Origin of the sequence: Salinicoccus carnicancri Crm (assembly GCF_000330705.1) — a bacterium.
Lineage (GTDB): Bacteria > Bacillota > Bacilli > Staphylococcales > Salinicoccaceae > Salinicoccus > Salinicoccus carnicancri.
Genome location: NZ_ANAM01000003.1, coordinates 137,025 through 153,035, shown reverse-complemented (window position 1 = coordinate 153,035; position 16,011 = coordinate 137,025). Strand labels below are relative to the sequence as shown.

The 16,011-nt window shown below is 45.8% G+C and carries 15 protein-coding genes; 3 read left to right on the top strand and 12 right to left on the bottom strand.

Going from position 1 to position 16,011, the window contains the following annotated elements:
* The first annotated feature begins 45 nt into the window (after positions 1-45).
* Positions 46-741: a D-allulose 6-phosphate 3-epimerase gene (gene alsE / locus C792_RS0104170; RefSeq protein WP_017548192.1), complete on the top strand. Its 696-nt coding sequence runs from the start codon at positions 46-48 to the stop codon at positions 739-741.
* Positions 742-822: 81 nt separating this feature from the next.
* Here the strand turns inward: alsE and C792_RS0104165 are convergent, their stop codons facing one another.
* Genes C792_RS0104165 through C792_RS0104155 form a run of 3 tightly spaced genes read right to left on the bottom strand, consistent with a single transcriptional unit; the run spans position 823 to position 4,316 of the window.
* Positions 823-2,226 (bottom strand): PTS transporter subunit EIIC, encoded by a 1,404-nt coding sequence (locus tag C792_RS0104165; RefSeq protein WP_017548191.1) that lies wholly within the window; start codon positions 2,224-2,226, stop codon positions 823-825.
* Between the two features lie 3 nt (positions 2,227-2,229).
* Entirely contained in the window at positions 2,230-2,970 is a 741-nt protein-coding gene (gene chbG / locus C792_RS0104160) for a chitin disaccharide deacetylase (protein ID WP_017548190.1), read from the bottom strand.
* Between the two features lie 20 nt (positions 2,971-2,990).
* Complete coding sequence (locus C792_RS0104155) at positions 2,991-4,316, bottom strand: 6-phospho-alpha-glucosidase (protein WP_017548189.1); 1,326 nt, start codon at positions 4,314-4,316, stop codon at positions 2,991-2,993.
* A 99-nt stretch (positions 4,317-4,415) separates the two neighbouring features.
* On the opposite strand from C792_RS0104155, the gene C792_RS0104150 reads away from it, so the two are divergent.
* On the top strand, positions 4,416-5,180 hold the full coding sequence (locus tag C792_RS0104150) for a GntR family transcriptional regulator (RefSeq protein ID WP_245537515.1): 765 nt from the start codon (positions 4,416-4,418) through the stop codon (positions 5,178-5,180).
* A gap of 214 nt (positions 5,181-5,394) precedes the next feature.
* Here C792_RS0104150 and C792_RS0104145 read toward each other — a convergent pair whose 3' ends face one another.
* The 3 genes from C792_RS0104145 to cysD are packed head-to-tail and all read right to left on the bottom strand — an operon-like array spanning position 5,395 to position 8,477.
* A complete protein-coding gene (locus tag C792_RS0104145; protein ID WP_017548187.1) occupies positions 5,395-5,715 on the bottom strand; it encodes a MazG nucleotide pyrophosphohydrolase domain-containing protein in 321 nt (106 codons plus the stop codon).
* Positions 5,716-5,749: 34 nt separating this feature from the next.
* Positions 5,750-7,576 carry an adenylyl-sulfate kinase gene (gene cysC / locus C792_RS14255; protein WP_017548186.1) on the bottom strand — a complete coding sequence of 609 codons (1,827 nt, stop codon included), beginning with the start codon at positions 7,574-7,576 and terminating at the stop codon, positions 5,750-5,752.
* 1 nt (position 7,577) lies between these two features.
* On the bottom strand, positions 7,578-8,477 hold the full coding sequence (cysD, locus tag C792_RS0104135; protein WP_017548185.1) for a sulfate adenylyltransferase subunit CysD: 900 nt from the start codon (positions 8,475-8,477) through the stop codon (positions 7,578-7,580).
* Between the two features lie 165 nt (positions 8,478-8,642).
* Here cysD and C792_RS0104130 point away from each other — a divergent pair, with 165 nt between their 5' ends.
* Positions 8,643-9,563 (top strand): sulfotransferase domain-containing protein, encoded by a 921-nt coding sequence (locus tag C792_RS0104130; RefSeq protein WP_017548184.1) that lies wholly within the window; start codon positions 8,643-8,645, stop codon positions 9,561-9,563.
* A gap of 707 nt (positions 9,564-10,270) precedes the next feature.
* Here the strand turns inward: C792_RS0104130 and C792_RS0104120 are convergent.
* The 6 genes from C792_RS0104120 to C792_RS0104095 are packed head-to-tail and all read right to left on the bottom strand — an operon-like array spanning position 10,271 to position 15,704.
* Positions 10,271-11,428 carry a M20 metallopeptidase family protein gene (locus C792_RS0104120; RefSeq protein WP_017548182.1) on the bottom strand — a complete coding sequence of 386 codons (1,158 nt, stop codon included), beginning with the start codon at positions 11,426-11,428 and terminating at the stop codon, positions 10,271-10,273.
* Positions 11,421-12,434 carry a TRAP transporter substrate-binding protein gene (locus C792_RS0104115; protein ID WP_017548181.1) on the bottom strand — a complete coding sequence of 338 codons (1,014 nt, stop codon included), beginning with the start codon at positions 12,432-12,434 and terminating at the stop codon, positions 11,421-11,423. The genes C792_RS0104120 and C792_RS0104115 overlap by 8 nt, the downstream gene beginning before the upstream one ends.
* Positions 12,435-12,437: 3 nt before the next feature.
* Complete coding sequence (locus C792_RS0104110) at positions 12,438-13,217, bottom strand: creatininase family protein (RefSeq protein WP_017548180.1); 780 nt, start codon at positions 13,215-13,217, stop codon at positions 12,438-12,440.
* Between the two features lie 20 nt (positions 13,218-13,237).
* On the bottom strand, positions 13,238-14,515 hold the full coding sequence (locus C792_RS0104105; protein WP_017548179.1) for a TRAP transporter large permease: 1,278 nt from the start codon (positions 14,513-14,515) through the stop codon (positions 13,238-13,240).
* A complete protein-coding gene (locus tag C792_RS0104100) occupies positions 14,516-15,016 on the bottom strand; it encodes a TRAP transporter small permease (protein WP_017548178.1) in 501 nt (166 codons plus the stop codon).
* Positions 15,000-15,704: a GntR family transcriptional regulator gene (locus C792_RS0104095; protein WP_017548177.1), complete on the bottom strand. Its 705-nt coding sequence runs from the start codon at positions 15,702-15,704 to the stop codon at positions 15,000-15,002. The genes C792_RS0104100 and C792_RS0104095 overlap by 17 nt, the downstream gene beginning before the upstream one ends.
* Positions 15,705-16,011: the final 307 nt, after the last annotated feature.

The window sequence follows — 16,011 nt, the reverse complement described above, 5'->3', positions numbered from 1 at the left end:
AATACTTAATGCTGCCAGTATAAAAAGTAAGGAGAATTTAAAAATATGAACAAAGTAGAATTTTCACCGTCCCTTATGACTATGGATCTAGATAAATTCAAAGAACAAATTACTTTTTTGAACAATAGAGTAGACTCTTATCATGTTGATATAATGGATGGACATTATGTTCCTAATATTACTTTATCACCTTGGTTCATTGATGAAGTCAGAAAAATAAGCAAGCTGCCAATTTCTGCTCATCTCATGGTTACAAACCCTAGTTTTTGGGTTGAACAACTGATTGATATGAGATGCGAATGGATCTGTATGCATGCAGAAGTGCTGGATGGTCTGGCATTTCGATTGATTGACCAGATACATGATGCAGGTTTGAGGGCAGGTATCGTATTAAATCCTGAAACGCCGATTGAAGCAATTTTCCCCTATATTGACATAGTCGATAAAATTACAATAATGACAATTGATCCAGGATTTGCAGGGCAACGTTTTATAGACAGTACTTTAGATAAAATTGTCGATCTCAGAAAACTGCGTGAGAAACAAGGTTACGGATATGTTATAGAGATGGATGGTTCATCCAATCGAAAATCATTTAAAAAAATTGATGCTGCAGGACCTGATATATACATCGTTGGTCGCAGTGGATTGTTTGGACTGGACGAAAATATTGAAAAATCATGGGAAATTATGAACCGGGATTATGAAGAAATGACCGGAAAGGTCATTTCATATTCTTAAAAGAAAAATTAAATCACATTATAAAGAAGCATCCAGCTGAACTGGATGCTTCTTTTAACCTCAAATTCCATATTACAATTCCTACTCCTCCATCTGTTTCCTGAACTCGGTCATGACGGAGTTGGCCTGCGGGCCGATGATGATCTGTACGTGATGGTCGTCGACTTTGACGACGCCGTGGGCGCCGGTCTGCTTGATGTTCTCTTCGTTGACCTGGTCCATGTCACTGACGACGAGGCGCAGCCTGGTCATGCAGTTTTCATAGTCTGTGACGTTGCTGCGCCCGCCGACGTTCTCAAGGACTTTCTTGGCCATGTACTCGTATTTGGAGTGGCTGAGTTCGAGTTCCTGCTCTGATTCGTCGGATTCGGCCCCGAATTCCTCGTCCTTTTCACGTCCGATGACCGGGATGTTCATTTTCGTGATGAGTATATAGAACGTGAAGTAGTACAGGAGACCGAAAGCGAGCCCGATCGGCAGGATGAACAGCCCGTTATCTGCGATGCCGAGGTTCAGTGCATAGTCTATGACACTGCCGCCCCATGAGAAGCCGTGCCGGATGCTGAGGACATAGAGTGTCGCCCCGGCGAGTCCGGTATAGACTGCATGGATGAAATAGAGCAGCGGTGATGTGAAGATGAAGGTGAACTCGATCGGTTCGGTGAGCCCGGCAATGACGGATGTGAGTCCGCCGGAGGACATCAGTGCCTTCGTCTTCTCCTTTTTCTGTTTATATGCCGCGCGTGTGATGGCGAGCGCAATCGCCGGCACGCCGAAGATCATGACGATGAAGAATCCGCCGAGGAAGTAGCCCGCGGTCGGGTCGCCGTTCAGGAAGCGTGTGATCTCACCGGTGACGACTTCGCCGTCAGGTGTCTCAAAACTACCGAGGCCGAAGTAGATGTAGGTGTTCAGCACATGGTGCAGGCCGAACGGCAGCAGGAAGCGGTTGAGGAAGCCGAACAGGAAGATGCCGAATGCACCCATGCCGACCAGCATCTGCGCGAATGAATCGATGCCCGCCTGGGCATACGGCCAGATGAATGCGAATATTCCCGCAACCGGGATCATGATCAGTATGATCAGTGTGATCGGCCACTTTTCACCGCCGAAGAATGAGAACATCGCCGGCAGTTCGGTGTCCTTGAAGCGGTTGTACACTGCTGCTGCAATGAGTCCCGACATGACCCCGCCGAACACGCTCATGTCGAGGTCCGGGTTCATCAGTGTGAGTCCGTGGTTCAGCACCGTAATGGCGAGGTAGCCTGTGAGTGCCGGAATGCCCCGGTCCTTCGTCTTTGCCAGCCCCATGGCGATACCGATGGCGAGCAGCACATCTATGTTCTCGAAGATGACGCCGGCCGCCTGGAACAGTGTGATATCGAGCAGGTCTTCTGCACTCAGACGGAACAGGATCCCCGCAATCGGCATGGCGACGATGGGAATCAGCATCGATTTACCCAGATTCTGCATGAATTTTTTCATTGATTATACCCCCTTGCTGAGGTCACCGTAGGTGATCAGCTGAAATCTCGAGTCTTCCGCTATCTTTCTGATGATGCGCGCATCCGTCAGTGCATCCAGCTCCTCGAGCCGCGGCATGACATACGTCGAGCCGGCAAGGAGCGCTTTGTCGATATATGCCGGGTGGCACATGATCTCGACCGTCCCCGCTTCCCCGAACGTCCCAAGGATCTTTTCAGTATCCGCCAGCAGTATATCCGGCTCGTACTGGAAGAAGTCCGTTGTCGTAAACTCACGTGCCGCCGCTTCAAAGTTGTTCCGCACCGGCAGCCCGTACTCGTCAGCCAGCCTTTTGAACACCGGCAGCACCGGCGCCAGATTATTCACATGATGATGGCTGTCGAGGTGCGTCGGTACGAGTCCCGAGTCCAGGAACTTCTCGATCTGCGCCTTCCATTCGGCATACAGTTCATCCGGGTCGATGTGGAATTTCCCCCGGTAGTTCGAATTGCTCTTGAAATCCCCGTTTGCATCCACCAGCGTATGGTGCGTGTCGAGCAGCGGCCGGCCGCATGTGAGTGTCAGGTGTACACCGATGCCCAAACTTTTATGCTCATGCCCCAGCCTGAAGGCATGCTCGGCTGCCGGCATATTCGTCATCAGTGTCGTCGATGTCAGCAGCCCTTTTGTATGCGCATCGATGATGCCGTAGTTGACAGCGCGTGAGTAGCCGAAATCATCCGCATTGATTATGATCCGTTTCATATCCGTTCCATCCCCTTTTCCTATTTCAGTTCCGGCCAGTAGCCTCGATTGGCCTCGATCAGGTCGGCAAGTACCGCCTTCGCCTTGTTCACATCCGTCACCGTGCGGTTCAGTGTCAGTGCCTGGAGCATCTTCATATAACTCTGTTCGTAGTACGCATCCACCACCAGCTTCTCGTATGCATACTGGTTCTCGATCAGCCCCTTGTAGAACGCCGGGATCTCACCGACCGCAAACGGCTTCGGACCATCCCCCGTCAGCATCGCCGGCACTTCCACCATCGCATCATCCGGGATGTTCGAAATGATGCCGTCGTTCTTCACCATCAAGATGTAGATATGATTCAGATGATGGATGAGCGACGCCGCCGCACGGATCATATAGGCCCCGTGAATGTCGCCTGAGAGCTCCACATCCCCGAGAGACTGCGAACCGGTGATCCTGTCACACGCATCGTGCACCCGCTTCTCGCGCCCGCCTATCACCTGGCGCGCCCGCGTATTGTCCGGGTCCTCTTTTCGCGCCATATCCTCCGGGTAGAAATAGTACTGCAGATACGTATTCGGCAAATATTCCGGGAAATCCATCAGCATTTTGCGCGCCGTGGCAAACGTCGCCTGCCATGAAGCATCGTTTGCGATTTCACTGTCCGTGGGAATGAACCCCTCATTGACTATTTTGTCTTTGATCGTCCCAGTGTAGTCCTGCCCGAGTCTGTCCTCGATTTTCGTGAACCATCCGAAATGGTTGAGGCCGAAATATCCGGGCACAAGGTCCCATACATCCTTATCCAGCATATCCGCATAGCTCTTCATGATGGCAATCGGCATGTCGCATATGTTGAGCAGCCGCCTGTCTTCCGGGAATTCCCGCTTCAGCGCCTCGGCCACAATGGCCGCCGGATTCGTATAGTTCATGATCCATGCATCTTCCGCGTACGTCCTTATGTCCCGGATCAGTTCGATCATATCCGGTATCGAGCGCATGCCGTATGCCATGCCGCCCGGTCCGCATGTCTCCTGGCCGAGTATGCCGTGTCTGAGCGGGATCCGCTCGTCCTGCTCGCGCATTTTGAGGCCCCCGGTGCGGATCTGCAGGAAGGCCACATCGATGTCCGTGAACGCCGTCTCCCTGTCCGTCGTATATTTGAAGTCTTCCAGCTCCGGATATCTCTCGCGCAATATCACTTCCGTCGCTTTCGCAATTTTCTCCTGCCGTGCGTGATCCGTGTCATAGAACGTCAATTTACGGATCGGCAGCGTCTCCTTCTCTTCAATCAGACTCATGATGATGCCGAGGGTATACGTGCTGCCGCCGCCGACTATGACAAGATTCTTCTTCTCCATCCATGAAACCCCTTCCAATATTATTTAGTATCAATTTAACACAAGATTTTTATTATTACAATACAACTTTAATACAAATTTTAAAAGTGGTATTAAATATTGATCACAGATGATAGAATGGACGGTAACGAGAGAGAGGTTGAACAGAGTATGTGGAAGTCTTCGACACCTTTATATAAACAGGTTGCGAACAGAATCAGGGAGGATATCGTCTCAAACGGCACAGAGGGCGGGGAGGCCATCCCGACGGAGACGAAGCTGGCACAGATGTATGACGTCAGCCGGGTGACCGTCAGGCGCGCCGTCAAACTGCTGGCGGAAGAGGGGCTCGTATATAGTGTGCATGGAAGCGGGACATATGTCAGCGAAAAGAAGATCGAACATGACATATACAAGCTGCAGGGGTTCACCGAGGAGATGAGCGGGCTGCACAACAACCCGTCCAATGAGATACTCGAGTTCCAGCTGACCTCACCGGATGATGCTGTCAGAGACTCCCTGAAACTCCGTGACGGCCAGAAAGTCTATTTTGTCAAACGGCTGCGGATCGCCGACGGGCAGCCGTTGATCCTCGAAGAGTCGTATCTGCCTTATGACCTCTTCCCCGATCTGTCCGTGAATGTCATGAAGGAGTCAAAATACGAGTACATCGGACAGAAGGGCTACACGATCAGCAGGAGGCATGCCGACCTGAGACCCATCCTGCCGACCGGTGAGCTGATGGATCTTCTGCACCTTGAAGAATCGGCGCCGATGCTGTGCCTCGAAGCCTACTCCACCCTGAGCGACGGCACCCGTTTCGAGTACTCCACGGTCTACTACCATCCTGTGAAGTATACATTCAAGTTCGTGTCGGAGAAGTGAACGGAGGATGAAAAAGCCCGTATGCAATCTCCTCCGGGAGTCTGCATACAGGCTCATTCACAACAGCGCAATCAGATGATGTTTCAAAAAATTCTCCTTATCACCTTTACATTACATGAAACTTGCATTAAAATTTAAATTGTCTAAATATTCTCCCATAAATATTAGGCAAGCCACCCTCCATCTCGATGTGGAGGGTGGCTTTTTTGGCCGATCATTTCACACTGTATCTCTCTGATAATTTTTCTTTGTGCGCGTTGAAGACTTCTTCCAGTGTGATATCATATTTGTTTGCAATCACGGCGACATTGCCGAGGACATCTCCGAGTTCGCCGACCAGTTCTTCACGGTTCTGATCGTATGCTCCATCGCATTCATCGGGCCTGTCCCTGCCGATTTCAATGGCCCGTATGGCCCGGGCCACTTCCCCGGTCTCCTCGGCAAGAAAACCGATCCGCACGAAGATGTCAAGGTCCGACCAGCCGCGTGATTCATAATATTTCCTGACCCATTCCTGAAATTCCAGAGTCTGCATCCCATCACTTCCTTCTTTTCTCTCAAATCTTCCATCAGTCCATATAGATCATGATCTGCTTCATCACTTTATCGACCGCTTCATCAAGTGGCATGTCGGTGGTGTCTATCTCGATCTCCGGGTTTTCAGGTGCCTCGTAGGGGCTCGAGATGCCGGTGAAGTTCGGTATGTCCCCGCTCCTCGCTTTCTTGTACAGCCCTTTGACATCGCGTCGTTCGCATTCTTCGAGCGGTGTACTGACATATATTTCCAAGTATTCCCGGCCGATGCTTTCCCGCGCGCTTCGGCGGTCGCTTTCATACGGCGAGATGAATGATGTCAGTGTGACGAGACCGGCTTCGTTCATCAGTTTGGCGACTTCGGCGATGCGCCTGATGTTCTCTACACGGTCCTCTTCCCTGAATCCGAGATTCCTGTTGAGTCCGTGCCTCACATTATCCCCGTCGAGCAGCATGGTGTGCCGACCCATTGCGGCCAGGCGCTGTTCGACGGCATTGGCGAGCGTGGATTTGCCCGAGCCGGACAGGCCGGTGAACCACAGTGTCAGCGGCTTCTGGGCTTTCATGTTGGCCCGGTGTTCCTTCGTCACCGCCGTCTCCTCCCAGATGACGTTCGTCGCCCGGCGCAGTGAATGGTTGATGATCCCGGCGGCTGATGTCGCATTCGACACGCGGTCCATCAGGATCATGCCGCCGAGTGCTTCACTATTCTCGAATGTATCGAATATGAGGTCTTCGGACAGTGAGATGTCGCAGGCGACGAGCTCATTCTTATACGCCCTGCCGGCGGACACTTCATCCCCGCTGTTGATATCGATCTTGTGCTTGATGGACATGATGGTGCCAGGCAGCGTCTTCGTCCCCACTTTGACCAGATAATTCCGGCCTTCGACAAGCGGTCCGTCATCCATCCAGAGGAGTGTCGCCGTCAGCATGTCGGTCACTTCGATGCTGTCGGATGCAGTCAGTACACATCCCCTGGATACATCGACTTCCCTGTCCAGCTGTATGGTGGCCGCCTGGCCGCGTGACACCGCTTCAGCCTCCCTGTCGCCGATGAGCAGACTCTTGACTTTCGCCGTCTCCCGGCTCGGCAGTGCTGTGACGCTGTCACCGACGCGGATGCTGCCCGCTTCCACCTGTCCCTGAAACCCGCGGAACGTATGATTCGGACGGCTCACCCGCTGCACCGGCAGAACGAACGCTTCATCTTTTTCGCCCCGCGCCGTTTCAACCGTTTCAAGATACGGCAGCAGTGCCGGCCCATCGTACCACAGTGTGTTCTCGGATTTTCCGGTTACGTTATCCCCGACGGTTGCGGATACCGGGATGGCCTGAACGCTCTCGAGCCCGAACCCGTACGACGTCTGGATGAAGTCTTTCCGGATCTCCTCGAAGCGCTCCTTGTCATATCCCACAAGATCCATCTTGTTGACCGCCAGAACGATATGCCGGATGCCCATCAGGGCACAGATGCGGGCATGCCGCTTCGTCTGGGTGATGACCCCCTTCGTCGCATCGACGAGGATGACGGCGAGGTCGGCAAACGAGGCCCCGACCGCCATGTTGCGGGTATACTCTTCGTGCCCCGGCGTATCCGCCACGATGAAGGAGCGCTGCCTGGTATTGAAGTAGCGGTAGGCGACATCGATCGTGATGCCCTGTTCCCGCTCGGCCATCAGCCCGTCGAGCAGCAGTGAGTAGTCGATCTCCCCTTCCCGGCTGCCGACCCGGCTGTCGAGTTCGAGCGCCTTCTCCTGGTCGGCGAATATCAGTTTCGCATCATACAGCATGTGGCCGATCAGGGTCGATTTGCCGTCATCGACGCTTCCGCATGTTATGAATTTCAACAGATCTTTCATACTAGAAGTACCCCTCTCTCTTGCGGCGTTCCATGCTGCCGGTGGATTCCTGGTCGATGACGCGGCTCGTCCGTTCGGAAGATACCGCACCGAGCGTCTCATCGATGATTTCGTCCAGCGTATCCGCGTCGGATTCGATGCCGCCGGTCAGCGGATAGCACCCGAGTGTCCTGAATCGCACCTTTTTGTTCACGATCTCTTCATCCCGGCCGATCCGCATGCGGTCATCATCCACCATGATGATGTTGCCGTCCCGCTCGATCACCGGACGCTCTTTGGCAAAGTACAGCGGCACGATATCGATCTGCTCCCTGCGGATGTACTGCCAGATGTCCTTCTCCGTCCAGTTGGACAGCGGGAAGACACGCATGCTTTCCCCCCTGCTGATCCGTGTGTTGTACAGCTTCCACATTTCAGGCTTCTGGTTCTTCGGGTCCCAGGCGTGGTTTTTATTGCGGAATGAAAATACGCGCTCCTTTGCACGCGACTTCTCCTCGTCACGCCGTCCCCCGCCGAACGCCGCATCAAACCCGTGCGCGTCAAGCGCCTGTTTCAGCGACTGCGTCTTCATGATGTCGGTGTAGGCAGAGCCGTGGTCGAACGGGTTGATGCCCGCCTCGACCCCCTCCTGGTTGATGTGTTCTATCATTCTGATGCCGAGCTCACGCGCCCGCCGGTCACGGAAGTCGATCATCTCCCTGAACTTCCACGTTGTATTGACATGCAGGAACGGGAACGGCGGCTTTTCCGGATAGAACGCCTTCAGCGCCAGGTGCAGCATGACCGAGCTGTCCTTGCCGATGGAATACAGCATGACCGGGTTCTCACATTCCGCAGCCACTTCCCGGATGATATAGATCGCTTCAGACTCGAGCTGGTCGAGGTGCGTCAAGTTTGCCATGGTTACAACTCCTTCACAAGTGGGTACTGTAATGTTAAGTGTATCCCTTTCATGATAACCTACATGACTGTACAGTACCAACGGAAGCACCCGTTTTACCGGGCGCCCCGCTCTGGTATACTCATAGAGAAGAACTGTAAAAACCGAAGGACGGAGGAGAGCCCAATGCGGACCATCTATTTGCATGTCGGTTACCACAAGACCGCCACGACCTTTATGCAGGGATCGATATTCCCCAACCTTGAAAATGTGAACTTCATACATCCCGACTACATCATGGAGGACCTCAGGAAACTGCGCCTCTCGAGGCTGTCCGGGTATCAGGTCGACCTCATCCGGGACGAGTTCGACAGCTTCGAGAACGACCGGCCGCTGCTCATCTCATATGAAGGCCTCTCAGGCAGCCCGTTCGCACCCAGGAAAGTGAAAGGTCAGAGTGCCATACTGAAAGACCTGGGAAGGGTCTTCCCAAAGGACCAGTATGATGTCCACATCATCGTCGGCCTCCGCGAACAGGTCGACCTCATCACTTCACTGTACGTGCAGCATGTCCACCAGGGCGGCGTCATGGGGGCCGGGGAGTACATCGAATACTGCCGCAGCAACGGCGTGCTCGAGAACTTCCACTACCAGAACTATCTGAAAGAGATTGAAGACACCTTCGGCAGGGACCACATGTACATCATGATCTTCGAGGACTTCAAAAAAGCCCCCGCAGAAGAACTGCAGAAGCTGCTGGAGTTTATGGGTGAAGCCGAAATTCCGGAGTACAAAGAAGTCAAAAGCGTCCGCAAGGCCAACAAAAGCTTCGGTACCATGCAAGTCGCCCTCGGGCGCAGGATGAACCAGCTCTTCAAGACACCCATCCATCCAGAAGGACCGATGGCGCTGATCAGCCTTCCCCACCGGAACTATCTGCCGACACGGTATTTACTGCAGAACAAGCTGAGCTACGGCCTGCATCACAGGAAATACCAGCTGCCGAGCAACCTGCAGATCTCACTGAAGAAACAATACACACAGAGCAATTACGAACTGGCAACCCAGTATGAGCTCGATCTGCCGAGAGAGTATTTCATGCAGTAGCGGAAATTACAGACGCTCTATGCTGGAAACAGAAAGGACTGTGCGACCCGTCGCACAGTCCTTTTGATCTATCTGCCCCATTTGATTTCAGATCATCTCTTTCTACTTTTATAGTCAGAGACGATCGGCCTTATATAGTTCAATACCTTTTCCCTCTTGACCGGATCTTTCAAAGTGTCCTTGACCAGTCTGATGATTAATTTCTTCATCCTCATACCTCATTTTCAATGTAGTGTCCCCAGTGTATCATCATGGACACCCGGTTTAAAACAATTGAGGTGAGGCTCCTCTATTTGATCATGAACATAGAATTATGATAATTGTAACTTCGAATCCAGTGCTCTGGCTAATTTACTGATAGTTTTTAAAGTTGGCGTAGACTCCAATCTTTCACTCTATCCACTCCTTTATCACACCTCTCTCTAAAACTGTCATCCAAAAACCGCTCAGCGACCTTAAGCCAACGTGAATGATTTCAATACTCAGAGAGTAATTAATTTACCGAGAGCTGTACTAACCGGTTAATAATTTTGAAAAGAATGATCTATGACTGACTAGGACAGAACTACCGCTCCAGCGTATGCTTGGTCGGATAGCCTGACTAAAAAATTCTCATTCAGTGAAAAGGAGTGTATATGTTCCCCAAATCATTATAAAAACCATTAAAACAAACGATATTACAATTAATTGAGACATCATATACATTTCTATTTAACTGTATAATTCAATAATGCTTCAATGCCTGCACATATAGATTTTTCAGAAAACACTATTTGAGAGTTGTGGAGTGACAATTTACTCCTTTCATCTTCTTCAGTATTTGTGCCAACCCTGAATAATGCTCCTTCGATATTTTCTAAATAGAATGCAAAATCCTCTGATCCCATTGATGGTTGTGATAGCTCTTCTAATAATTCTTCTGGATTTGATTTTATAAATTTTTCCACAGTATTAAAACTGTTAATTACAGGTGGACAATAATTATCAAATATAATATTGCACTGCGCATCCGACATTTCTGTCATGTTTTCGATGTATTGTTTGATTAGCTTTTTTGCTAAAGCTAATGATTCCTTTGAAAAACTTCTTATAGTACCACTAAAGTTGCAAACATCACTAATAACATTTGTTTTTTGTCCCCCATTAATTTTACCCACTGTTATTACCAGTGGATTCACCGGATTGTTATACCTGGAGACAATTGATTGGATAAAGCCAATAGCGTCAGAAGATAGAAAGATTGGGTCTGCTGTAGTATGGGGATGGGCTGCATGACCTCCACTAGCTTTGATATCAACATGGAAGTTTATCGCCCCAGCCATCATATCACCTTTCCTGTATCCCACTTTCCCTTCGATCAAATAAGGCCATGTGTGATATGCAATTATTTCGTCGATTTTAATCTCTAATTGCTGAAGTTCTTGCAGTATATATTTAGCACCTTGCATCGTTTCTTCCGCAGGCTGAAATATGATGACAATGTTATACTTCAATTCATCATAAAATTTCGAAATAAGCTTGCAATAACCGTAAAGAATACTTGTATGAATATCATGGCCACAAGCATGCATTATTCCTTCTTTTTTTGAAGCATAATCTAAGTTTGTACTTTCCTGTATAGGGAGTGCATCGATGTCCGCTCTGATTGCTAGCGTTTTATAATCAGTATTTTTTTCAATCACACCAACTAATCCAGTATTTTCGCTTAATTCATATAGGTCAATAACACTGTTTTTTAATGCTGTTTTCAACTTTTGGGTAATATCAAATTCTTGAAAGCTCAGCTCTGGATTTTCATGCATCTCACGTCGGAATTGTATTATGTCTTTAATTTCATTATTTATCATTGTTTTTATATTATTCATTCAGATTCGCCTGCCCCATTTCTACAATGCGATCGTACCTTTCTTCTCCCCATGTTTCCGAACCAAGGTTATCTCTAACACTTTGTGTTGCGTCTCTAAATGCATCAATATTTGGTTCAGTGATTGTTATATCATCATTTTCTAAATCATTAATCATCTGTTCTTCTTCATCTTTTAACTGTTCAGCGGCTACTTGATTGGCTTCCTTGGAAGCATCCCTAAATATCTCCTGTTCTTCCTCTGTTAGTGATTCAAAAAATTCATTGTTAATTGTAATAAACGCTGGTTTAAACATGTGATTTGTTAGTGAAATATTTGATTGAACTTCCATGAAACCACCAGCAACTATTGTTTCCAATGGATTCTCCTGTCCATCTACAATACCGGTTTCAAGCGCACTATATAATTCACCAAAGTCAACTGGAGTCGGGCTAGCACCTAGAGCTTCAAATGTTTCAACATAATAATCTCTTTGAGGCGTTCTAAACTTCATACCTTCCATATCAGCCGGTTCATTTATCTCAGTGTTAGATGATATTACTCTAGGCCCTCTAGGTAGGGTTCCGATATTTATAACACCTTGTTCCTCTTTCAGTTTTTCATTCCATTCATCACCAATATCCGATTCTAGTACATGCGTCCAATGCTCGTTACTGTCCATCAAATATGGAAGGGATAGCATTTCTATCTCAATCATCCCCGGGTCTCCACTAGACATCATTTCAATTGACCCCATCTTTACCTGCTCCATCTGTTCAGCTGTAGTACCTAGTTGATTGCCCGCAAACAGTTCCACTGTATAATTACCATCTGTTTCTTCTTCTACAAGTTCTTTAAATCTTTCCATACCTACATAAGCTGCTTCACCTTCATTAGCCCAGGTGCTAAAAGATATTGTTCCTCCGCCGCTATTCTCTGAACTTCCATCACTCTGATTTCCATTTCCATCACTACATGCTGACAAAACGCCTATCAACAAAACTAAGAATAGAGCTAATCTTTTCATAATTTATCTCTCCTCGTATAATTTATTCAATGCATTTAATACATTATTAATGATGTATTCCAATACTTGTTCACCAATTTTTTCATCTGGCTGAAAACTCTCTGAATAAATACCATCATCAGAGATATCTTCCATATTCATGTAAGCATCAATATTGATTCCATCTACATTGAGTTGATTCAGATTAAGAATTCTCTTGCCGTTTATCTCTTTTCTGTTTTGTTCAAATTTTTTATGGCTTGAATCAACATATCTAGGGTACAGATATCTCATAATGGAAGATAGTGGTTCCGCTCCGTGTCCCGATGGATCTTTTTCCAAAGGATATACTTCTTTTTTTTGTATCTCAGTCAAACTTTGCCAAAGATTAAAAGTGTATACTTCAAGTTTTTCATGTTTTTCACTTAATGTTCTTACAGCATTGTTGATTGCACTCTTATTTCCAGCATGTCCATTGAGAAATACAATTTTATATTGATTATGATCCAAGAAATTCTCGATTATATCGTATATAGCACTTGTGACCGTTTCTTCTCTTAAAGAAATTGTTCCAGGAAAAGATTTAAAATAACTCGAGTTGCCAAAAGGGAGCGTTGGTGTATAGAGGCTTCCACTTTTTTCAGCTACTTTTTCAGCTACATGTGTCGCAGCTAAGTAATCTCCATTAATGGAATGCAATCCATGCTGTTCCATAGAACCCAAAGGAACGAGTATTATTTTAGATTTTTTAAATTCCTCTTTAATTTCTGGCCAAGTCATGTAATGTAAAGCGTTTTTAGACATTGATGTTCCTCCTTTTTAATTTATCCATAGAAAAAGTTGATTAGCACTAGCGAAAGTACAGGGAAAAATCCAACTAATACTGCAGTAACAATCAGTGGGATGTACATTGGCATTACTTCCTTTACCAATGTCATATACTTTACTCTGGCAATGTCAGTAACTATATAGAGCATTATTCCTACGGGCGGTGAAGCTCCACCTATGGTTAAAGTGAGCACCATCAAAACACCAAACTGGATTGGGTCCATACCTACTTCTACCATGACAGGTGTTAGTATAGGCGCAAATACAAGTATTCCTTCACTCGGAAGCATAAATAGCCCGATAATTAGTAAGAACACTATAATAATCAATACAATCACATACTGATTATTAGTAAAACTGAATAAGAAATTTGAAATAGTATCAGAAAGCCTGGCCCTTGTTACCACCCAGGCGAATACTGAAGCTGCAGCAATTATAATCAGAATTTTAGCTGATTCAAAAGTTGACTCTTTAGTTATTTTCCACAAATCCTTTAGAGACACAGTTCTGTAGATGAATAGTGATACTATTACAGCATATAAGACTGCGATAGCAGCAGATTCTGTTGCCGTAAAAATTCCTGAAACAATTCCCACTACAATGATTATCGGGAGAAGCAAAGCAAAAGAACCTTTATACATTGAACGCCCTCGCTCTTTGAAACTTGCTTTAGGGTAGCTTGGATAACCCCTCTTCTTTGAGATGAAATAGGTGTAAATCATCAGCGATACTGATACTAGAAGGCCTGGAATAATACCTGCTATCAATAATGGTCCTATAGCAGTTCCCGTAACGATTCCAAAAATGATTAATGTGATACTTGGAGGAATAATGGGACCCACGATAGAAGATGTCGCTGTGATTGCAGCTGCAAATTTCTTATCATAACCTTCTTTTTCCATGGCTGGAATTAAAACTGATCCTAAGGCTACCGTATCTGCAGTTGCCGAACCAGAAAGTCCAGAAAAGATTAAACTTGCAAATATATTGACCTGTGCTAATCCCCCCTTAAGATGTCCTACTAAAGCTTTCGCAATATCAATAATTTTTTCAGTAATACCTCCAGTATTCATGATGGCTCCCAAAAATAGAAAAAACGGGACAGCCAACAAAGTAAATGAATCAATTCCACCAACCATACTTTGAGCAACCATGCTAAGGTCATAGCCTGAAACAAATATATATAGTAGAGAGGCCGCCCCTATCGCAAATGCTACAGGTACACCAATGATTAAAAGGAGTATCATAAAAAGGATTATTAAAGTTACGAGCATCTATCCTTCCACCTTTCTTCTCTTAATAAATTCAGCAATGACATTTACAACCAAAGCCAGAATCATCAATGATGAACCTGCTACAACAGAAACTCTCCAGTATGAAAGTGGAATATTTAAAGCAGGACTTGTCGCATAACCAGCTACTCTAAGTAATTCCATTGAAGTAATTACAAGAACAATTAAGAATACCAACGTCACAGTTGTAGAAATCGCTTTCAAAAAAATATTTATTTTAGGTGGCAGGTAATCAAACAGAAAATCTACCCCTAAATGTGCTTGTCTATATGAAACAACACTCGCTCCAAGAAAAACCATCCATAACATCAAGAATCTTGCCAGTTCTTCACTCCACACAAGAGGACTATCTAATATAAATCTAAAAAAAACTTGTGCTATGGAAACAGTAACAATGATTACAAAAAATATTGAACATATATTTAGAAGAATATTATATAAATGCTTCATCATCTCACCCAATTCTCTAGAAATTATAATCAATATGATACTTCCATATATTTGTATTTACATAGTATTCTACAAATTCTGAAGGTATGTGCTCTGTATCGTATGTTAATCTCTTAATCAATAAAACAGGTGATCCATTTTCTAAATTAAGATGATTCTGTACCAATCTGTCAGCAACAATAGACTCTAATGTTTCATTAGTATACTTGAACTTAATATTTGTTTTACTTTGAAACCATTCTCTCAAATTATTAACTTCATAAAACTCTTCCTTTGAGATATCAGAAAGAAAATTAATAGGATAATAAGTTTTCAAAAGGAAAACTGGTTCTTCTCTATACTTCCTAACTCTAGTCACTCTTAACAATATGCCTTCTTCTAGCTTGAGCTTCTTCGAAATATCCGGTTCTTTCACTTCGCTTACATCTAAGGTAATTGTCTTGATATCATCCCAATTTTCACTAAAGTATTTTGAAAAACCTCCTTTGTAATTAATTGTTCTATTTACCCTAGAACTCGCAATAACAACACTTCCACTTTTAGGAATTCTATTAATATACCCTTCATTTTGAAGCTTTTTTAAAGCATCTCTTACTGGGGATCTACTAATAGAGTATTTTTCCATAAGTAATTTCTCGGTAGGAATTTTCTCTCCTATCTCATAAAATCCATTATGAATTTGATTTAGTAAATCATTGTACACTTGCTCGTTTAATTTCATATCGTCTATCCCTTTTGTTATAATAAATAATTTATTTAACATAATAATATAGAATGTTTTCTGAATCGTCAATAATTTTTTCTGTTTTTTTACCCGTTAGCATTACGCATATCATTTATGAAGATTAGCAATTTAGCAGGTACTAAATTTATATTGCACCAAATTAAAATCCTCTATAATAAATCAGTTAGCCGATTTATTATAGAGGTTCACCATACGGTGTAGATAAGAATGCATCGATACCATTTTTATTGCAATTGCAATTAGCAATTTCATTGTCAATGATTTCAATGTGATAACTACATCC